Annotated in this window: 15 protein-coding genes; 6 read left to right on the top strand and 9 right to left on the bottom strand. The window is 54.6% G+C overall.

Annotated features, from left to right (window positions below; translation table 11 throughout):
• Window position 1: 1 nt before the first annotated feature.
• From entA to entC, 4 genes are read right to left on the bottom strand one after another with little or no spacing between them, the layout of a single operon-like run.
• Entirely contained in the window at window positions 2-748 is a 747-nt protein-coding gene (gene entA, locus RTW80_RS08925; RefSeq protein ID WP_000347651.1) for a 2,3-dihydro-2,3-dihydroxybenzoate dehydrogenase EntA, read from the bottom strand.
• Window positions 748-1,605, bottom strand: coding sequence for an enterobactin biosynthesis bifunctional isochorismatase/aryl carrier protein EntB (gene entB, locus RTW80_RS08930; RefSeq protein WP_033548624.1), 858 nt, complete (start codon window positions 1,603-1,605; stop codon window positions 748-750). The genes entA and entB overlap by 1 nt, the downstream gene beginning before the upstream one ends.
• 13 nt (window positions 1,606-1,618) lie before the next feature.
• Window positions 1,619-3,229 (bottom strand): (2,3-dihydroxybenzoyl)adenylate synthase EntE, encoded by a 1,611-nt coding sequence (gene entE, locus RTW80_RS08935; protein ID WP_000026812.1) that lies wholly within the window; start codon window positions 3,227-3,229, stop codon window positions 1,619-1,621.
• Between the two features lie 9 nt (window positions 3,230-3,238).
• The gene (gene entC / locus RTW80_RS08940; protein WP_000381303.1) at window positions 3,239-4,414 is read right to left on the bottom strand and encodes an isochorismate synthase EntC; all 1,176 of its coding nucleotides are present in this window, start codon (window positions 4,412-4,414) and stop codon (window positions 3,239-3,241) included.
• Between the two features lie 374 nt (window positions 4,415-4,788).
• Here entC and fepB point away from each other — a divergent pair, with 374 nt between their 5' ends.
• Window positions 4,789-5,745, top strand: coding sequence for a Fe2+-enterobactin ABC transporter substrate-binding protein (fepB, locus tag RTW80_RS08945; protein WP_001234311.1), 957 nt, complete (start codon window positions 4,789-4,791; stop codon window positions 5,743-5,745).
• A 3-nt stretch (window positions 5,746-5,748) separates the two neighbouring features.
• Here fepB and entS read toward each other — a convergent pair whose 3' ends face one another.
• Window positions 5,749-6,999 carry an enterobactin transporter EntS gene (entS, locus tag RTW80_RS08950; protein ID WP_001041786.1) on the bottom strand — a complete coding sequence of 417 codons (1,251 nt, stop codon included), beginning with the start codon at window positions 6,997-6,999 and terminating at the stop codon, window positions 5,749-5,751.
• A gap of 110 nt (window positions 7,000-7,109) precedes the next feature.
• On the opposite strand from entS, the gene fepD reads away from it, so the two are divergent.
• The 3 genes from fepD to fepC are packed head-to-tail and all read left to right on the top strand — an operon-like array spanning window position 7,110 to window position 9,915.
• A complete protein-coding gene (gene fepD, locus RTW80_RS08955) occupies window positions 7,110-8,114 on the top strand; it encodes a Fe(3+)-siderophore ABC transporter permease (protein WP_001298899.1) in 1,005 nt (334 codons plus the stop codon).
• Window positions 8,111-9,103 (top strand): iron-enterobactin ABC transporter permease, encoded by a 993-nt coding sequence (fepG, locus tag RTW80_RS08960; protein ID WP_032247974.1) that lies wholly within the window; start codon window positions 8,111-8,113, stop codon window positions 9,101-9,103. The genes fepD and fepG overlap by 4 nt, the downstream gene beginning before the upstream one ends.
• The gene (gene fepC / locus RTW80_RS08965; protein ID WP_000140647.1) at window positions 9,100-9,915 is read left to right on the top strand and encodes an iron-enterobactin ABC transporter ATP-binding protein; all 816 of its coding nucleotides are present in this window, start codon (window positions 9,100-9,102) and stop codon (window positions 9,913-9,915) included. Before fepG ends, fepC begins: the two co-directional genes overlap by 4 nt.
• Here the strand turns inward: fepC and wzz(fepE) are convergent.
• From wzz(fepE) to fes, 4 genes are all read right to left on the bottom strand, one after another.
• Window positions 9,912-11,045: an LPS O-antigen length regulator Wzz(fepE) gene (gene wzz(fepE), locus RTW80_RS08970; RefSeq protein WP_000096692.1), complete on the bottom strand. Its 1,134-nt coding sequence runs from the start codon at window positions 11,043-11,045 to the stop codon at window positions 9,912-9,914. The two genes, fepC and wzz(fepE), sit on opposite strands and share 4 nt — an antisense overlap.
• Window positions 11,046-11,260: 215 nt before the next feature.
• Entirely contained in the window at window positions 11,261-15,142 is a 3,882-nt protein-coding gene (gene entF, locus RTW80_RS08975; RefSeq protein ID WP_033548623.1) for an enterobactin non-ribosomal peptide synthetase EntF, read from the bottom strand.
• A complete protein-coding gene (gene ybdZ, locus RTW80_RS08980) occupies window positions 15,139-15,357 on the bottom strand; it encodes an enterobactin biosynthesis protein YbdZ (RefSeq protein WP_000885798.1) in 219 nt (72 codons plus the stop codon). Before ybdZ ends, entF begins: the two co-directional genes overlap by 4 nt.
• 2 nt (window positions 15,358-15,359) lie before the next feature.
• Window positions 15,360-16,562 (bottom strand): enterochelin esterase, encoded by a 1,203-nt coding sequence (gene fes / locus RTW80_RS08985; protein WP_000125832.1) that lies wholly within the window; start codon window positions 16,560-16,562, stop codon window positions 15,360-15,362.
• Between the two features lie 242 nt (window positions 16,563-16,804).
• On the opposite strand from fes, the gene fepA reads away from it, so the two are divergent.
• Both fepA and entD read left to right on the top strand, forming a co-directional pair.
• Window positions 16,805-19,045, top strand: coding sequence for a siderophore enterobactin receptor FepA (gene fepA / locus RTW80_RS08990; protein ID WP_032247978.1), 2,241 nt, complete (start codon window positions 16,805-16,807; stop codon window positions 19,043-19,045).
• Between the two features lie 174 nt (window positions 19,046-19,219).
• On the top strand, window positions 19,220-19,840 hold the full coding sequence (entD, locus tag RTW80_RS08995) for an enterobactin synthase subunit EntD (protein ID WP_001506608.1): 621 nt from the start codon (window positions 19,220-19,222) through the stop codon (window positions 19,838-19,840).
• Window positions 19,841-20,024 lie beyond the last annotated feature (184 nt).

The raw sequence follows: 20,024 nt of genomic DNA on the forward strand, positions 1-20,024 counted from the left end.
CTTATGCCCCCAGCGTTGAGCCGCCATCGACCACAATATCCTGTAGGGTAATATGGCTGGCGAGGTCAGAGGCGAGGAACAAAATCGTGTTGGCGATCTCTTGTGGACGGGCGATTTTCCCCAGCGGAATGCCGAGTTTAAACTGCTCGCCAAAGCCGCGAATACGCTGTTCTTCGGCGTCATCGCTCACCCACAGCGTGCGTTGCATATCGGTGTCGGTGGAGCCAGGCGAAACCACATTACAGCGCACGCCGCTACCCGCCAGTTCCAGCCCGACGCTCAACGCCAGGCTTTTCAGCGCCGCTTTCGATGCGCCATAAGCACTCATGCCAATACGCGGCGTGTGCGCGGCGTCGGACGCCACAGTGACAATCGCCCCGCCCCGCTGACGGCGAAACTGGTTCATGGTTTGCTGGAACAGGTTAAACGCACCGCCGACGTTAACCGCAAAAGTCTGCTGCCAGTCCTCTTTACTGAGCTGATCGGTCGCGCCCATGCGTAAAATTCCCGCCGCATTGACCAGCGCGTCCAGTCGCTCCGTTTCAGCTAACAGTCGCTGACACACTTGCGCGACCTGCGCAGCGTCGGCAACATCCATCACTTCGGTCGCAAAGGGATATTGCTCCTGAGTGAACGCTTGATCAAAACCTGTAACTTTCGCTCCCGCCTCAACAAACGCCAGCGCCGTGGCGTAGCCGATACCTTTACCTGCGCCGGTTACCCAGACATTTTTACCGCTGAAATCCATTATTTCACCTCGCGGGAGAGTAGCTTCCACCAGGCGTCGATGGTCGGGTTTTTCGCCAGCATGACAAAGTCGATATCACCATGCACTTTGCGCCAGCGCGCCGCCAGCGCCATCATGCGCACCGAATCCAGACCGTAGTCGATCAGGTTGTCGTCATCGAACGGTTCATCGGACTCGTCCAGCAACGGCAGGATCACCTCACGCAGCGCCGCTTTGCTGGCGGGGATAGGTGCTGGCAGTAATTCTTCAGTCATCACCACCCGGCCAGAACGTCCGGCCACATATTTCAGCGACATCAAATGCTCGTCACGGCTGAAATCGGCCAGCGCATCCGCCACCATAAACGGTTTAATATCGCGCATAAATGCGTCGGTTGCGGTGGTCATACAGCCAATGTGGGCATATACCCCGGTAATAATCAGCTGGTTACGTCCACTCTCTTTCAGCATTTGCTCCAGCGGAGAACGATGAAACGCGCTGTAGCGCCACTTCACCAGCACCGTGTCGTCGGCATCTGGCGTCAGGCGATCCACCACCTTTTGCTGTTCCGGCGAGCGGGTCAGGCCCGGCCCCCACATATCATTCAACAGCGCCCGATCTTCATCGCTCTGCTCTTTCGGCTGGGCGGTGTAATAAACCGGGATATTGTGCTGTTTGCAGTAGTCGCGCAGCGCAGCAATATTCGCGCTCACCTGCTCCATCATCGGGCAGTTCTCGCCCCAGAAGCTGACAAAATAGTCCTGCATATCATGGATTAACAACGCGGCACGTTGCGGTTCAAAGGCCCAGTCAACTTTATTCTGCGGAATATCGTGAGACTCCGGCAGTGCGTAAGCCTGTAATTTTGGAATAGCCATCGTGTTCTCTCCTTCAGGCTGATGCGCGTGACGCCAGCCACTGACGTAATTGTTTTTTATCGACTTTCCCGACCGCCGTCAGCGGAAGTGAATCCACACACTCCACGCGATCCGGTAATTTAAATTCGGCAATACCCTGTTCACGCAGGAAACGACGCACCTGCACCGCGCGCAGCGGCTCTTTTACCACCAGATAAGCGCAGCTTTTTTCGCCCATCAGCTCATCTTCCATGCTCACCAGTGCGGCGTAGATCACCGCCGGGTGGCGCAGCAGCAGGTTTTCGATCTCTTCGGCAGCGATCTTCTCGCCGCCACGGTTAATCTGATCTTTCTCGCGCCCCTGCACGGTGATGTAACCCTCTGGATCAATAGAGATCAGATCGCCGGAACAGTAAAAACCGTTGGCATCAAAGGCGCTGGCATTGTGCTGTGGACTCTTGTAATAGCCGCGGAAGGTGTACGGCCCGCGCGTCATCAGGCGTCCGACTTCCCCTTGCGGCAGTGGATTTCCTTCGGCATCGGCAACCCATACTTCGTCATCCGGACACATTGGGTAACCCTGGGTATGGATAATTTTCTCCGCGCTATCATCAAGTCGGGTGTAGTTCACCAGCCCTTCCGCCATGCCAAACACCTGCTGCAACTGACAGCCAATCTCAGCGGGAATACGCGCCGCAAGGGTGGCAGAAAGACGTGCGCCGCCGACCTGTAACAGTTTCAGCGAGGCAAGCTGCGCCCGGCTTTCGCCTTCGATCAGCGCCTGCAACCACAGGCTGACTGCGGGTGGCACCAGCGCGGTAACGTTAACCTGATGTTTTTCAATCAATGGGAAACAGAGCGTGGCGCTGGGATCGGCCGCCAGAACAACCGTTCCTCCGGCAAGAAAGACGCCCAGCGATCCTGGCGAACTCATGGCGTAGTTATGAGCCGCCGGGATCGCGCACAGGTAGCGTGTCTGTTGTGTGAACTGACAAATCTCGACGCTACGACGCACGCTGTAGTAGTAGTCGTTATGAGTGCGCGGGATCAGTTTCGGTGTGCCGGTGGTGCCACCGGAAAGCTGGAAATAGGCCACTTCATCAGCAGGTGATGGCGTGGCAGTAAAATCCTCAGCCGGATGGTTAATCGCATCCTGCAAGTTATGCTCACCGCTGTCGTTGAGCAGTTGCACCACGCGAATGGAGGAATGTTCTGTGACGAAAGTATTGAGGAAATCATCCCCGCTAAACAGCGCATGTTGGCGATCGGCAATCAGCAATGCGGGTTCAATCTGGCTGGCATAGGCGTTCAGTTCACTACGCTGATGGCTGAACAACGCCAGCACCGGCGCAACGCCCAGTTTCAGCAGCGCGAAAAAGGTAATATACAATTCAGCGACGTTACCCAGTTGTACCAGCGCGGTTTCACCAGGTTTAATGCCCTGACGGCGTAAACTACACGCGAGGTTATCCGCCGCCTGATTCAGCTCCCGATAACTCAACTGTCGCTCGCCGTCGATAACCGCGATGCTGTCACTCGCAGCATGTCGCGTCAGAATGTCGGTCAGCGGCAAATCCTGCCAGTAGCCTTTTTCCCGATAGCGACGGGCAAACTCTTCCGGCCAGCGGGTGAATGGAATGCTCATCCTCGCTCCTTAATGCAATCCAAAAACGTTCAACATGGTAGAAAGTTTGACGCCTGTTTCGCGCCACTCACCCAACGGTGACGACGCAGGCACAATCCCCGCTCCGGCAAACAGACGCACCTGATTTTCCCGCAGCTTCGCGCAGCGGATGGTCACCACCCATTCGCCGTTACCTTCGCTGTCACACCAACCCACAATGCCGCCAAACAGTTCGCGGTCGAACGGTTCCAGTTCAGCAATAACCTGGGTCGCGGCCTGATGCGGGAAACCGCTCAGCGCGGGGGTCGGATGCAGCAGACAGGCCAGAGTCAGTGCGTTTTCTTGCGAATTCGCTTTACCTTCAAAGGGAGTTGCGAGATGCCACAGCGTCGGCGTGGTGATCAGCTGTGGAGAAGAAGGAACGTGTAACTCACTACTGCGTTCGCGCAGTACCTCTTTCATCGCCTGAGTCACCAGTTCATGTTCATGGCGATCTTTTTCTGACGCCAGCAGACGATTACCTGCTTCGCGATCGAGCACTTCATCCGGCTGACGACGCGCGGAACCGGCTAACGGAATGGAGCTAAAACGCTCGCCGTCTTTACGTAGCAGCAGTTCCGGGCTGGCCCCCAGCAGGACGCCACCATCAGCCAGCGGAACATGGAAGTTGTAACTAACCGGGTTTTGCGCAATCAACCGTTCCAGCAATACGCCACTATCAATGGCGGCGTCAGTGGTGATATCAATCAACCGTGACAACACCACTTTGTCGACCTGCGGCGTGGCGGTAAGTGCGGCGGCGCGGGCAACCATCTGTTCAAACGTGGTTTGCTCCGGAATTGCCTGGCGTTCCACCACATTCAGCGACTGGCTGCGGGTGAAACGGCGTGCGGAAGCTTGTTTTTCCTGACGGGAGAACGACTGCCAGGATTCAGGAATATACAGCGACGAAGGCTGACGTGGATCGAAGGGAATCGCCCCGACCATCACCGGATTTTTGATGCCCTGCGCTTTGGCATCGGCAAACAGCGCGGCGAGTTTTTGCTGGAAGGGACTGTCGGGCGAATCCCCGTTCACAGCCGGTTCATCGAAGCGGGCGAAACATCCTGACGTCGTAAAACTGCGGTACGGCGACATAAAGAAAAAGCGATTGGGCGCAAGTGTTGCCATGGTCTGCTGTACTTCCTCAGCCAGTGACGTATCCATATCATCCTCCACAAAATGATAAAGGCTTTAATAATGATTATCATTTATATTTTCGGTCGCTAACCTAAAAGCAAACGCGCACTATGTCAACTCTTGAGGTAACGCAATCTGCAACTCGGGGTTGCATCTGGTTGTGGTTACAATGAAAATGAGAAGCATTATTGATGGATTCGCATAAGCGCAATGTGATGTCCTGCGCCGTTCTGCCCCCTCTCCCTTCCAGGGTGAGGGCTGGGGTGAGGGTTAATGTTCGCACCAGTGCTGGCTGTTCCCCTCACCCTAACCCTCTCCCCAAAGGGGCGAGGGGACGGATTGTGCGCTTTGTCGAATTTGTCATTACGCCCTTAACCTTATTAATAACAGGAAGCTGATTTGTGAGACTCGCCCCGCTCTACCGCAACGCCCTTCTATTAACAGGACTTTTGCTTTCAGGAATAGCCGCAGTTCAGGCCGCTGACTGGCCGCGTCAGATTACTGACAGCCGTGGCACACATACACTGGAAAGCCAGCCGCAGCGTATTGTTTCCACCAGCGTCACCCTGACCGGCTCACTGCTGGCGATTGATGCACCAGTGATCGCCAGCGGCGCGACCACGCCAAATAACCGCGTCGCGGATGACCAGGGCTTTTTACGCCAGTGGAGCAAGGTGGCGAAAGAACGCAAACTGCAACGGCTCTATATCGGCGAACCGAGCGCCGAAGCCGTTGCCGCGCAAATGCCGGATCTGATTTTAATTAGCGCAACTGGCGGGGATTCGGCGCTGGCGCTGTATGATCAGCTTTCCACCATCGCCCCGACATTAATCATCAATTACGACGACAAAAGCTGGCAGTCGCTGTTAACGCAGCTTGGCGAAATTACCGGGCATGAGAAACAAGCGGCAGAGCGGATTGCGCAGTTTGATAAGCAACTGGCGGCGGCGAAAGAGCAAATCAAATTACCGCCGCAGCCGGTCACTGCCATTGTCTATACTGCCGCTGCACACAGTGCCAATCTCTGGACGCCAGAATCAGCACAAGGGCAGATGCTGGAACAACTCGGCTTTACGCTGGCGAAGTTACCCGCAGGGTTAAATGCCAGCCAAAGTCAGGGTAAACGCCATGACATCATTCAGCTTGGTGGGGAAAATCTGGCTGCAGGGTTAAATGGCGAGTCACTATTCCTGTTCGCCGGTGATCAGAAAGATGCCGATGCTATTTATGCTAATCCGCTGCTCGCGCACCTGCCTGCAGTACAAAACAAGCAGGTTTATGCGCTGGGAACCGAGACGTTCCGTCTGGATTACTACAGCGCCATGCAAGTGCTGGATAGGCTTAAGGCGCTGTTTTAAGCATTAACTGTCGGACGCTGTCACCTGCGGCGGCGTCTGGCGAAAATGTCGCAACTCCACCAGCACCAGCAATAACAACACGCCGATAATCAACAAACCAAAACCGCTCGCGCTTGCGGAAGCAACCGGTGTCATCATCGCGCCCAAACCACCCAGCAGCGCCGCGCCTATGGCATCGCCCGTCACGTTCTGCGCCGTCCACAAACCGTTAATCCGCCCTAACATCGCTTCCGGGGTTTGCGTTTGCAGCATTGTGTATTGCAGCAACGAGCTGACCGCACTCAACCAGCCGAACAGCGCCAGACAAACCACGCCTAAAATCCACATCGGCATCAGGCCAAACAGACCAATGGCGAGGAACGATCCCAGCGTGGAGAGCAGCATCAATAACCCTGGTCGCGCACTATGTGCCAGCTTCCCGCTGGTTAACGCACCAATAGCCGCGCCGAGCGGGATCGCCGCGTAGAGAAAACCAATCTGTGCCGCTGACATCTGCCAGTTGTCAGCCAGCGCCGGATACAGTACCCGCACCGCGCTCGCCATCGTCAATAAACCACCCAGCAGCGCAATCCCGCCCACCAGCGGGCTGGCAAGCAGAAAACGAAATCCTGCCAGTAATGATTTCAACGGATGCTCACGCGGCTGCGGTGGCGGTGGCAACGCCGGAAGGCTTAACAACGGTAGCAAGGTAATAAACGTGCCCGCCGCCGCCAGCCCGTAGTTCCAGGCTACGCCACCGGTCGCCAGCAATAAACCGCCAATCATGGGCGAAATCACCGACCCCAGACGCACGGTCAACATGGTGATCGCCCCGGCCTGCATTAAGTTTTCACGCCCTACCAGTGCTGGTGTCGCCGCCAATAGCGCCGTAACGCCAAGCGATGCGAAAAAACCATCCCATAAACCAAGTAAATAGATTGCCAGCAATGACGGCTCCGGCAGCAGTGCATTAAGGCACAGTCCAATGAAGCCAATGCCACAGGTGCCGCGCGCCAGCAAAATCACTTTTTTGCGCTCATAGCGATCCGCCAGCACACCGCCGACCATCAGGCCAACAAACATCGCGCCGCCGGTCAGCGTCACCGAAAGCCCCACCTGCCAGGTGGAATGTGTCATCATCTGGATCTGCACCGGCACCGCGACGCCGAGCAAACCCAGAGACACAATTGAGATGAAACGAGCGAGGAATACTGCGCGAAACGCCGGGTGCGTTTTCAACAGGCTGAGGTTAAGCAGCCAGGATTGTTTATTCATTACAATGCCTTGCCATCAAATATTTTAAATACCTATTCTTAGGCTGCACATGCTAACATATCCAAATAAGATCGATAACGATAATTAATTTCATTATCATGGAAGTTCGTATGTCTGGTTCTGTTGCCGTGACACGCGCCATTGCCGTGCCCGGATTGCTGTTATTACTGATTATCGCGACGGCATTAAGCCTGCTCATTGGGGCAAAATCACTCCCCGCTTCCGTAGTGCTGGAGGCCTTCTCCGGCACCTGCCAGAGCGCCGACTGCACCATCGTGCTCGACGCGCGGCTGCCGCGTACCCTTGCCGGTTTACTGGCAGGCGGCGCGCTTGGCCTTGCCGGGGCGTTAATGCAAACCCTCACCCGAAACCCACTTGCCGACCCCGGCTTGCTTGGCGTGAACGCCGGAGCCAGCTTTGCCATTGTGCTGGGTGCGGCGCTGTTTGGTTACTCTTCCGCGCAGGAACAACTGGCGATGGCCTTCGCCGGGGCGCTGGTGGCCTCATTGATTGTTGCCTTTACCGGCAGTCAGGGCGGCGGGCAGTTAAGTCCGGTGCGTTTAACCCTGGCGGGCGTGGCGCTGGCGGCGGTGCTGGAAGGACTGACCAGCGGCATCGCCCTGCTTAATCCTGACGTCTACGATCAGTTGCGTTTCTGGCAAGCCGGTTCGCTGGATATTCGCAATCTACATACCTTAAAAGTGGTGCTGATCCCGGTGCTGATCGCCGGAGCAACTGCGCTATTACTGAGTCGCGCGCTGAACAGTTTGAGCCTCGGCAGCGACACCGCGACGGCGCTGGGCAGTCGCGTGGCGCGCACACAGTTGATTGGTCTGCTGGCGATTACCGTGCTTTGTGGTAGTGCGACGGCAGTAGTTGGCCCGATTGCCTTTATTGGCCTGATGATGCCGCATATGGCGCGTTGGCTGGTGGGTGCCGATCATCGCTGGTCGCTGCCCGTCACGCTACTTGCTACCCCTGCCCTGCTGCTGTTTGCCGATATCATCGGGCGGGTGATTGTGCCCGGCGAACTGCGCGTTTCTGTGGTCAGTGCGTTTATTGGTGCACCGGTGCTGATCTTCCTCGTGCGACGTAAAACGCGAGGTGGTGCATGATTTACGTCTCTCGCCGATTACTCATCACCTGTTTGCTGCTGGTTTCCGCCTGTGTGGTTGCAGGTATCTGGGGATTACGCAGCGGTGCCGTCACGCTGGAAACCTCGCAGGTATTCGCCGCGCTGATGGGCGATGCGCCGCGCAGTATGACGATGGTGGTCACCGAATGGCGTTTACCACGCGTGCTGATGGCGCTGTTGATTGGCGCAGCACTGGGCGTCAGTGGCGCGATTTTTCAGTCGCTGATGCGTAACCCGCTCGGCAGCCCTGACGTAATGGGCTTTAACACCGGGGCGTGGAGCGGCGTGCTGGTGGCGATGGTGCTGTTTGGTCAGGACCTGACGGCTATCGCGCTGTCAGCAATGGTGGGCGGCATTGTCACTTCGCTGCTGGTCTGGCTGCTCGCCTGGAGCAACGGCATCGACACCTTTCGGTTGATTATTATCGGTATCGGCGTTCGCGCCATGCTGGTGGCCTTTAATACCTGGCTGTTGCTGAAAGCGTCTTTAGAAACGGCGCTAACAGCAGGTTTGTGGAATGCCGGATCGCTCAACGGCCTGACGTGGGCAAAAACCTCGCCTTCCGCACCCATCATTATATTGATGCTCATTGCCGCCGCCTTACTGGTACGCCGGATGCGCTTGCTGGAAATGGGCGATGATACCGCGTGTGCGCTGGGCGTCAGCGTCGAACGTTCGCGTCTGTTAATGATGCTGGTTGCAGTGGTGCTTACCGCTGCGGCAACAGCGCTTGCCGGGCCGATTTCCTTTATTGCTTTAGTCGCACCGCACATTGCCCGACGCATTAGCGGCACCGCTCGCTGGGGGCTAACCCAGGCGGCGCTATGCGGGGCGCTGTTACTGCTGGCGGCCGATCTCTGCGCCCAACAACTGTTTATGCCGTATCAACTTCCGGTTGGCGTCGTTACCGTCAGCCTCGGCGGTATTTACCTTATCGTCTTGTTAATTCAGGAGTCTCGCAAAAAATGACCGAATCAGTAGCCCGTTTGCGCGGCGAACAGTTAACCCTGGGATATGGCAAATATACCGTTGCGGAAAATCTGACTGTAGAAATACCTGATGGTCACTTCACGGCAATTATCGGGCCAAATGGCTGCGGTAAATCCACGTTACTGCGTACCTTAAGCCGCCTGATGACGCCTGCTCATGGGCATGTCTGGCTGGATGGCGAGCACATTCAACATTACGCCAGTAAAGAGGTTGCACGCCGGATTGGTCTGTTGGCGCAAAATGCTACCACGCCGGGCGATATCACCGTGCAGGAGCTGGTGGCGCGTGGACGTTATCCGCATCAACCGCTGTTTACCCGCTGGCGCAAAGAGGATGAAGAAGCGGTAACGAAAGCAATGCAGGCCACGGGAATAACTCATCTGGCAGATCAAAGCGTGGATACCCTTTCTGGCGGACAACGCCAGCGAGCGTGGATCGCGATGGTGCTGGCCCAGGAAACGGCAATTATGCTGCTCGACGAACCCACGACCTGGCTGGATATCAGTCATCAGATTGATTTGCTGGAGTTGTTAAGCGAACTGAACCGCGAAAAAGGCTATACCCTGGCGGCGGTGCTGCACGATCTTAATCAGGCCTGTCGTTACGCCAGCCATTTGATTGCATTGCGGGAAGGGAAAATTGTTGCTCAGGGAGCGCCGAAGGAGATTGTCACTGCTGAACTGATTGAGCGCATTTATGGTCTGCGCTGCATGATCATTGACGATCCAGTTGCCGGAACGCCGCTTGTGGTGCCGCTCGGACGAACGGCACCTTCAACCGCAAATAGTTAAACTAAGTGGTCTGCCATCATGGCATCCTGTTTTCTGGATGCCATCGCATAGCGCAACAGCACGCCACCACAAGCCACCATCCCGCCGATCAACGCGGAAAGGATCACAATAATCGCCTTACCCGGACCGTCTTTTTTCACTGGCAATGACGGGCTTAACTGATATTTAAACGGCGTAAAATTCACATCGTTGACATGTGCTTTTGTTAATTGCTCGACAAGATACTGCCGATTACGTAATTCACCGTTCAGTTCCGCAACGTCAGTGACCGCTTTTTCTATTTCCAGTTTGCGTTCAATACCGTCTGCACCGAGAGAAATAGAAAAATCGGGGTCATCTTTAACGGCCTGACCATTACTGTAAACGGGCTTTTTAATTCCTGCCGCGTTGGCAATGTCGAGTGAATAATTGAGGCGCTGAATGTTTGCATCAAGTTGATTTTTCGTTTTAATGCGATCCTGAGCCAGTTTTTCTTTTTCAAACTGGGTTTTGATCTCCAGTTTATTACGGACGTTTTCTAGCGACTCTTTCACCACCAACGTAGAGATATAATCGATATACCCGCTCAAAACGGTCTGCGCCTCTTCACTGGTTGGCGCGGTAAAACTTAGCGTCCAGGAGGTATACAGTGACGGTTCATCTTTTTTCTTACTGGCATTGTCATCAACCGCTTTCATTTTTTCGCTCAATGCGACAATTGCGCGATGCAAATCCAGTTCGTCGATTTTCGCCTCTTTTAATTGGTCCATCACATAAGGTGATGAACGCAGGTACTCTTCCAGCAAGCTAACCGACTGAAACTTCTTGATAAACAGGTTAAATGCTTCTGTACGATCAATTTTGATATCCAGATCCAGCACACGAAGCTTAGTGAATGATTTCTCCAACTCTTGCCACTGAACAGGTTCTGGAGGCGTGACAACCGCCGCGCTGGTCCATTTTTGCGGCAGGATGAAAGAGATCAGCAAGCCTGCGCAGGCAAACGCAAAAACGACCGCCATGACCGTTTTTTTGGCCCGCCATAAAACTGAGATTAGATTAAGTAAATCAATTTCATTATTACTGGGCGACGCCAGAGGATAATCGGGAAAATGAGCGTCACTTCCCTGTTTAATATTCAGTGATGACATGGGGTATAACCTGAAAATGAGTCCAATAGGGGGAAATCTCCACGGCGCTCACTTTACCAGTTGGTGATAATTATCCGAAGCTGAAGTTTGTAAATTCCTTCCACTGAATGCAACATTCACTCTATTTAAGAGAAATATTCATCAAACCTATAAATCAAACAAATAAAAAACCCATAATTATTTTCTGTAATTATGGGTTTATAAATAATATTAATTTACCTGTTTAGCGTTGCGCGAATAATCGGCCCAATTTTTTCAAACGTCCCTGGAGAGATAATATCCACATGCGCACAATCCTGACGATAGATATCCAGCTCCGCTATCCACGGCGACCAGGCGCGTTCGGGACTCATACCTTCCTGAAGTGTGCGTTCAGCAACAAACAGCGTCGCTTTACCGTCAAACGGTACGCTATGAGCAGTCGTCAGCAGGCGCACAGCATCAGCGTAGTTGCCTTCAATGGTGGTAAACAACTCCGTTGAAGTACTTCCCTGCTGTGCTGCCAGGAAGGCCTCGCGTTCGCGGTTAATCTCCGCCAGCACTTCCGGGTCCAGACCATTAGCTTCTTTTTCCTGCCAGTTTTGCGTTTCTGGCGGCCAGGTATCCAGCAAGCCAAGAAATGCCACCTGTTCGCCACGGGCACGCAGTCGCGCCGCAATACCCTGCGCCAGCGTACCGCCAAGGGAATACCCCAGCAGGTAATAAGGGCCATGCGGTTGTTGTTCAAGTAACGTTGCCAGATGCGCTTCGCAGACTTCATCCAGGTTTGCCGCCGTCTGCATGGGGCCATTGGGGCGCGGTGACTGAATGCCGATAATCGACCATTGTGGATCGAGATAACGCGAGAGCACGCTGAACTGCCAGGCAAAACCGGACGCAGGATGGAAACAAAACAGCGTCGGGCCATTACCTTCACGCAACGGCAGAATGGTTTCGAATCCCATACGCCGGGTGCTGTCTTCTTCAGCATCAATAATCGTTGCCAGTTTGGCGACAGTTGACGCGACCATCACTTGCCCCGGCGTCACCTGGCGGGCAACCTGCCGACTTAACTGCGCTGCCAGTTTCATTGCCAGTAGCGAATGACCGCCAAGCGCGAAGAAATCAGCATCGGCATCCTGCACGTCACACCCCAGCAACGACGAGAATGCCGCGGCGATAATCGTTTCACTGCCCGCTTTCGGCGCACGCCCTGGCGCTTGTGCCTTCAGTTCAGGCAACGGTAAGGCTTTGCGATCCAGCTTGCCGTTGGCGCTAAGTGGTAACTGTGGAAGTTGCAGCAGAACCACCGGTACCATATGTGGTGGCAATGTTTCACGAAGCTGCGCCTGCAATGCGCTGGTATCCAACGGCAGGCCCGATTGCGACACCAGATAGCCCACCAATTGACGCGCATCACCACCGGTGGCAGCCGCCTGGTTAATCACACAGGCGTGGGTAACGGCTTGTTCGACATCCGGCAGCGCCTGCATCACGCGATCGATTTCGCCCAGTTCGATACGCTGCCCGCGAATTTTTAGCTGATCATCACTGCGCCCGAGGTACTCCACCGCGCCGTTATCCAGCCAGCGGGCAACGTCTCCGGTACGGTACATCCGTTCACCTGGGGCAAAAGGATCGGCAATAAAGCGGCTGGCGGTCAGATCGGGGCGTCCGAGATAGCCCTGCGCCAGTTGAATGCCAGTGAGATAGAGATCACCCGCCACACCCGGCGGCACCGGATGCATCATCGCATCAAGAATACGCAGACCCGTATTCCATACCGGATAACCAATCGGCACACTGCTGCCGCGCACCTGTGCCAGTTCCTCGCCAAAAGCCGGATACCAGCTGACATCTACCGCCGCTTCCGTCGGGCCATATAGATTATGCAACGGCGCGCCAGTTAACTGTTGCCATTCGCGGCATAAATCAGCCGGTAAGGCCTCACCACTACAGAAAACCTGTTTCAACGTCGCGCAACTCTGGCGAGCGGTTTGCGGCGTCAGCGAGGCAACAAATGCCGCCAGCATCGACGGCACAAAGTGCGTGGTCGTTACGCCATATTCGGCAAAGAATTGCTGCATAGCGAGCGGGTCGCGGTGCGCTTCCGGTTCAGCCATCACCAGTTTTGCCCCTGCGATAAACGGCCAGAAAAACTCCCACACCGAGACATCAAAACTGCACGGCGTTTTTTGGGCAACGACATCTTCGCCTGTAAGCGGATAATGATTTTGCATCCAAAGCAGGCGGTTGACGATAGCCGTCTGCCCGACCATTACCCCTTTCGGCCTGCCGGTGGAGCCAGAGGTAAAGATGATATAAGCCGTGTGATGCGGTTGTGAAAGTTGCAGCGGCGCACTGCCCTGCGGTGTAAGCGGGGCGTTATAGCAAAGGCTTGTTAAATTGGGAACATCGCTAAAGCGCAGCAGTTGATCGTCGGTGGTAATTAACAGCGACGGACGCGCATCTTCCAGCATCATTTTCAGGCGATCGTCCGGATAGCCGGTATCCAGCGGTAGCCAGGCCGCTCCAGCTTCAACTATCGCATGGAGTGCCAGGGTCAAAAAGACCGAGCGCGGTAGTGCCACCGCCACGCTGTCCCCTGGTTTAACGCCGCGCTCACGCAGCAGATTCGCCAGCGCCACCACCTGCTCGCGCATTTCCCGATAGCTGAACAGGTAACGCGCATCTGCCAGCGCCGGAGCATCCGGTGTTTTTGCCGCTTGTTCTGCCACCAGCGCGCTAAGCGTGGTTTCTGGAATCTCAACCTGAGTGGCGTTGAGCTGCGCCAGCTGCGCATACTCACCTGGCAGCATAATATCGACATCGCCGCACAACAGCGCCGGATCCGCGGCGAACTGGGCAATCAGCATTTTCAGGCGTTCAGCATGCTGGATTAACGTTGGCTCATCGTAACGCTGTTTATTGGCGAGGATCTCAATACTCAAATCACCGTGTTCATCCGGGAACAGGGCCAGTTCAAGGTCATTAACCGGACCGGTTGCCAGGGTATGGGTTTGCGCCTGAACACCAGGAATATCCAGTTGGTAATCAAATACCTTGATATTGAGTACCGGACCAAACAGCGGTTCATCACCTGCCGCTCGCCCGCTGTCACGGACAATTTGTTCGGCATCGTAACGTTGATGACGACGCATTTTTTTCAGTTGAGCCGCCAGTCGGGTTGCCAGTTCCGGCAGCGTTTCTTGCGCCGCAATATGAATACCCAACGGCAAAACGTTGAGCACGGGTCCGGTAGCCGTCAACGCCGCCGAGCCCAGTCGACGCATAAAGATAAATCCGGCAGCGTAGTCCATGCGGTTGCACAATCGCCCCAGCCACAAAGCCGCCAGCGCAAGGGCTAAATCGGTACGCTGCACACCTGAAAGTTGCATAGCCAGCTGGCGGAATTCCCCGTCGGTAAATTCCAGTTTCAGGCGCAGAATATCTGCCGAGGCGCTGCGCCCCGGTAAAGGTGCCGGAGAAAGTGACGCGGGCGGTGGCAGTTGACGACGCTGTTCCGCCCAGAATGCCGCATCACGCTGCCAGGCTTCGCTTTCGCGGTATTGCTGGTACTCTTCCACTACATCAGCGAAAGGCGTAAACGGCGAAGCAGGCGTTGGTTCGCCACGCAGCCATGTGCAGTAAATATTGGCGATCTGGCGGGTAATGGCCGGGAAACTAAAGCCATCGACCAGCAAATGGTGATAACGCTGATACCAGTACCAGCGGTTATCTGCCACCTGAATGAGCTGATGAAAGACCAGTGGTTTACCGCTATCGACGCGCAGATCTTGCTGCAAATCGGCCTGCATTAATGCCTGCGCAGTACCGTGCGGATCAATGTTGGTTCGCAGGTCGATAATTTCTGGCAGTTCGAACGTCAGCGCATCATCAACCCACTGCCAGACTTCGCCGTTATCTTCCGTAAAACGCATCCGCAGCGTATCTGCTTGCGCTAGTCCGGCAACCACCGCGCGGGCCAGTAATGGCGAATCAACCTCTCCGGTTAACTCAACGTAATGCGCCACGCTCCAGGCGGAGGGTAATTCTGACAGTTTTTCTGCCATCCAGATGCCGGGCTGTGCGGCGACCAAAGGTAAATGCTGGCTCATTGTGCCTCCTGCAACTGGGTAAAATTCGTCGGTGTCAGAGTACGCCAGTGGGCTTCCAGCCACTGCTGGCAGGACGCCTGTGACTGCGGCTGACACACAATGTCCCAGCCTGCCGGTAAGACGCATTGTTGCGGCCACAGACTGAATTGCCCCTGCGCATTGCGCAATATGTAAAACGCTCCCTGCGGATCATCGAAGGGATTACTGAATGCCATATTCAACTCCTGTCATGGAAAAGTGGTTGCCAGAGGTCGATTAGCCCCTGCATCAAGCCACCGCGCCAACAAAGCGCATCATGTCCGCCGTCAACCTGACGCCAGAAAATGGATTCTTTTATGGGGTGTAATTGCGCATACAGCGCCTGATTGGCCCGCATGATCATCGGCTCGCGAATACCCGCTTCCAGCACAATGCGCAGACCTTCGGCGCTAACTTCACCAGCTTTTAGCTTTTCAAGTAACACGCCCTCTTGCTGCCCGCCCCGATGCGGCCACCAGTACGATCCTGACTGGCTTAATACACAGCCAAAGCGTTCAGGCCAGTGCAGTCCGGCATACAGCGCGGAAAGCCCACCAAAACTCTGCCCGGCAACCACGGTGCGATCGGCACGATCGCTAAAAGGGGCAATAGCTTTCACCAGGGGTAATAACTCTTGCTGTACTGCGAGCCAGAAATCCGCATTACACGGCAGTTCGTGGGCGCGGTGCGTGGTGTCGATAGCGTCGATCAACACATACACGGCGGGAGGAAGTTGCTGACGATGGGTCAGCGAAGTCAGCACTGGCCAGACGGGCATACTTTGCGCCCAAAATTCGCCATCGAGCAAAACTGCCAGCGGGCGTTCTTCTGCTGTTGCATCGCCGGTGGTAAAAATCCATACACGCCGTGACTTTTTCAACCGTTCACTTTTCCAGATAATTTCTTTGGCAGGTATTTCTGGCGCTTGCGGACAATCCCATCCCGGTTGCAGAGGCGCTTGCGGCATTTCGAGTGCAGAAACAGCGTGCCCTCGCCCGCCTTTCCAGCTTTGTAGGTTCAGCGGATCGGCTATCGCCTGGGGTAATAGTTTTCGCCAGCCTTCGCGCAATTCGAGGCGATCGGGGGATGGTACAGAAAAAATGTCATCGCGTTCGGTGGGAATAAAGCAGTAGCTGCCGCGCCAGTTGGCATTGAGTTGTGTCTTCCACTGCCAGACGTTAGTGCCTGCAATTCGCTGCATCGACTGGGGCTGGCTGTTCTGATGGTGATCGGTCACACCAGTGATGTAGACCCATACGCGCTTTATCGTCGAGTATTCTTCAGAACCTTGGGGATCACGCCACCAGAAAGTGACCTCAAACATTTCGTCATTCAGACGCTGCCATTCCGGGCCATGTTTCGACTGCCACCAGCTCTCACTTCCTACTTTTAACGCCGTCACACCATAACCCCATGTTTACTGTGCAATTTTTCATTGATTGCAGAAATATATTGATAATATTATTGATAACTATTTGCATTTGCAATAGCGTAATGGCGCGCCGTGGGAAGCGCGGACATTAATTAACCAACTGCACTGCGTGTCTTTCAGGATCAAAGGTTTTCGCGGTAGCGGGATGCGTCGTGTTGATGACGACCATGCCCGACAGTTGCAATTCGTGGCAAAAATGCAGGAATAAAACAATGAACAAGAAGATTCATTCCCTGGCCTTGTTGGTCAATCTGGGGATTTATGGGGTAGCGCAGGCACAAGAGCCGACCGATACTCCTGTTTCACATGACGATACTATTGTCGTTACCGCCGCCGAGCAGAACTTACAGGCGCCTGGCGTTTCGACCATCACCGCAGATGAAATCCGCAAAAACCCGGTTGCCCGCGATGTGTCGGAGATCATCCGTACCATGCCAGGCGTTAACCTGACCGGTAACTCCACCAGTGGTCAGCGTGGGAATAACCGACAGATTGATATTCGCGGTATGGGTCCGGAAAACACGCTGATTTTGATTGACGGCAAGCCGGTAAGCAGCCGTAACTCGGTGCGTCAGGGCTGGCGTGGCGAGCGCGATACCCGTGGTGATACTTCCTGGGTGCCACCTGAAATGATTGAACGTATTGAAGTTCTGCGTGGTCCGGCAGCTGCGCGTTATGGCAACGGCGCGGCGGGCGGCGTGGTTAACATCATTACCAAAAAAGGCAGCGGCGAGTGGCACGGCTCCTGGGACGCATATTTCAATGCGCCAGAACATAAAGAGGAAGGTGCCACCAAACGCACTAACTTTAGCCTGACCGGTCCGCTGGGCGACGAATTCAGCTTCCGTTTGTATGGCAACCTCGACAAAACCCAGGCTGACGCGTGGGATATCAACCAGGGCCATCAGTCCGCGCGTGCCGGAACGTATGCCACGACGTTACCAGCCGGGCGCGAAGGGGTAATCAACAAAGATATTAATGGCGTGGTGCGCTGGGATTTCGCGCCATTGCAATCGCTGGAACTGGAAGCAGGTTACAGCCGCCAGGGTAACCTGTATGCGGGCGACACCCAGAATACCAACTCCGATTCCTATACCCGCTCGAAATATGGCGATGAAACCAACCGTCTGTATCGCCAGAACTACGCGCTGACCTGGAACGGTGGCTGGGATAACGGCGTGACCACCAGCAACTGGGTGCAGTACGAACACACCCGTAACTCGCGTATTCCGGAAGGTCTGGCGGGCGGTACCGAAGGGAAATTTAACGAAAAAGCGACACAGGATTTCGTCGATATCGATCTTGATGACGTGATGCTGCATAGCGAAGTTAACCTGCCGATTGATTTCCTCGTTAACCAGACGCTGACGCTGGGTACGGAGTGGAATCAGCAACGGATGAAGGACTTAAGTTCCAACACCCAGGCACTGACCGGAACGAATACCGGTGGCGCTATTGATGGCGTGAGTGCCACCGACCGTAGCCCGTATTCAAAAGCAGAAATTTTCTCGCTGTTTGCCGAAAACAACATGGAGCTGACTGACAGCACCATCGTAACGCCGGGGCTGCGTTTCGATCATCACAGTATTGTCGGCAATAACTGGAGCCCGGCGCTGAACATATCGCAAGGTTTAGGCGATGACTTCACGCTGAAAATGGGCATCGCCCGTGCTTATAAAGCGCCGAGCCTGTACCAGACTAACCCGAACTACATTCTCTACAGTAAAGGTCAGGGTTGCTATGCCAGCGCGGGCGGCTGCTATCTGCAAGGTAACGATGACCTGAAAGCAGAAACCAGCATCAACAAAGAGATTGGTCTGGAGTTCAAACGCGACGGCTGGCTGGCGGGCGTCACCTGGTTCCGTAACGATTATCGCAATAAGATTGAAGCGGGCTATGTGGCTGTATGGCAAAACGCAGTCGGCACCGATCTCTATCAGTGGGATAACGTGCCGAAAGCGGTGGTTGAAGGTCTGGAAGGATCGTTAAACGTACCGGTTAGCGAAACGGTGATGTGGACCAATAACATCACTTATATGCTGAAGAGTGAAAACAAAACCACGGGCGACCGTTTGTCGATCATCCCGGAGTATACGTTGAACTCAACGCTGAGCTGGCAGGCACGGGAAGATTTGTCGATGCAAACGACCTTCACCTGGTACGGCAAGCAGCAGCCGAAGAAGTACAACTATAAAGGTCAGCCAGCGGTTGGACCGGAAACCAAAGAAATTAGTCCTTACAGCATTGTTGGCCTGAGCGCGACCTGGGATGTGACGAAGAATGTCAGTCTGACCGGCGGCGTGGACAATCTGTTCGACAAACGTTTGTGGCGTGCGGGTAATGCCCAGACCACGGGCGATTTGGCAGGGGCCAACTATATCGCCGGTGCCGGGGCGTATACCTATAACGAGCCGGGACGTACGTGGTATATGAGCGTAAACACTCACTTCTGATGCTAACGTCAGATTGTTGACAAAGTGCGCGTCGTTCATGCCGGATGCGGCGTGAACGCCTTATCCGGCCTACAAAAATCTTGCCAATTCAATATATTGCAGGACCATGTAGGCCTGATAAGCGTAGCGCATCAGGCAGTTTTGCGTTTGTCATCAGTCTCGAATATGGTCGATATGAAAACTACGCATACCTCCCTCCCCTTTGCCGGACATACGCTGCATTTTGTTGAGTTCGATCCGGCGAATTTTTGTGAGCAGGATTTACTCTGGCTGCCGCACTACGCACAACTGCAACACGCTGGACGTAAACGTAAAACAGAGCATTTAGCCGGACGGATCGCTGCTGTTTATGCTTTGCGGGAATATGGCTATAAATGTGTGCCCGCAATCGGCGAGCTACGCCAACCGGTGTGGCCTGCGGAGGTATACGGCAGTATTAGCCACTGCGGGGCTACGGCATTGGCCGTGGTTTCCCGTCAACCGATTGGCGTTGATATCGAAGAAATTTTTTCTGCGCAAACAGCGACCGAATTGACAGACAACATTATTACACCAGCAGAACACGAGCGACTCGCAGACTGCGGTTTAGCCTTTTCTCTGGCGCTGACACTGGCATTTTCCGCCAAAGAGAGCGCATTTAAGGCAAGTGAGATCCAAACTGATGCAGGTTTTCTGGACTATCAGATAATTAGCTGGAATAAACAGCAGGTCATCATTCATCGTGAGAATGAGATGTTTGCTGTGCACTGGCAGATAAAAGAAAAGATAGTCATAACGCTGTGCCAACACGATTAATTGACAACATCTGGTACGATTCGCCCGCAGCCATCACTGACCACGGGCGAAAGTGTAAAGCAGGTGCCTTACCATCCTGACCTGACAACCGGATATGCGGGGATTGCTCCCATAAGCGCTAACTTAAGGGTTGAACCATCTGAAGAATGCGACGCCTCGGTGCCTCGTTAAGACGATGCCTCGC

Origin of the sequence: Escherichia sp. AM3, from assembly GCF_032029835.1 — a bacterium.
GTDB lineage: Bacteria > Pseudomonadota > Gammaproteobacteria > Enterobacterales > Enterobacteriaceae > Escherichia > Escherichia coli.

Bases quoted from the DNA above. Each gene is read 5' to 3' on its own strand.
- entF (WP_033548623.1), bottom strand. From the start codon at position 15,142: ATGAGCCAGCATTTACCTTTGGTCGCCGCACAGCCCGGCATCTGGATG.
- fepC (WP_000140647.1), top strand. From the start codon at position 9,100: ATGACCGAATCAGTAGCCCGTTTGCGCGGCGAACAGTTAACCCTGGGA.
- entA (WP_000347651.1), bottom strand. From the start codon at position 748: ATGGATTTCAGCGGTAAAAATGTCTGGGTAACCGGCGCAGGTAAAGGT.
- fepD (WP_001298899.1), top strand. From the start codon at position 7,110: ATGTCTGGTTCTGTTGCCGTGACACGCGCCATTGCCGTGCCCGGATTG.
- entS (WP_001041786.1), bottom strand. From the start codon at position 6,999: ATGAATAAACAATCCTGGCTGCTTAACCTCAGCCTGTTGAAAACGCAC.
- fepG (WP_032247974.1), top strand. From the start codon at position 8,111: ATGATTTACGTCTCTCGCCGATTACTCATCACCTGTTTGCTGCTGGTT.
- entE (WP_000026812.1), bottom strand. From the start codon at position 3,229: ATGAGCATTCCATTCACCCGCTGGCCGGAAGAGTTTGCCCGTCGCTAT.
- ybdZ (WP_000885798.1), bottom strand. From the start codon at position 15,357: ATGGCATTCAGTAATCCCTTCGATGATCCGCAGGGAGCGTTTTACATA.
- entB (WP_033548624.1), bottom strand. From the start codon at position 1,605: ATGGCTATTCCAAAATTACAGGCTTACGCACTGCCGGAGTCTCACGAT.
- entC (WP_000381303.1), bottom strand. From the start codon at position 4,414: ATGGATACGTCACTGGCTGAGGAAGTACAGCAGACCATGGCAACACTT.
- entD (WP_001506608.1), top strand. From the start codon at position 19,220: ATGAAAACTACGCATACCTCCCTCCCCTTTGCCGGACATACGCTGCAT.
- fepA (WP_032247978.1), top strand. From the start codon at position 16,805: ATGAACAAGAAGATTCATTCCCTGGCCTTGTTGGTCAATCTGGGGATT.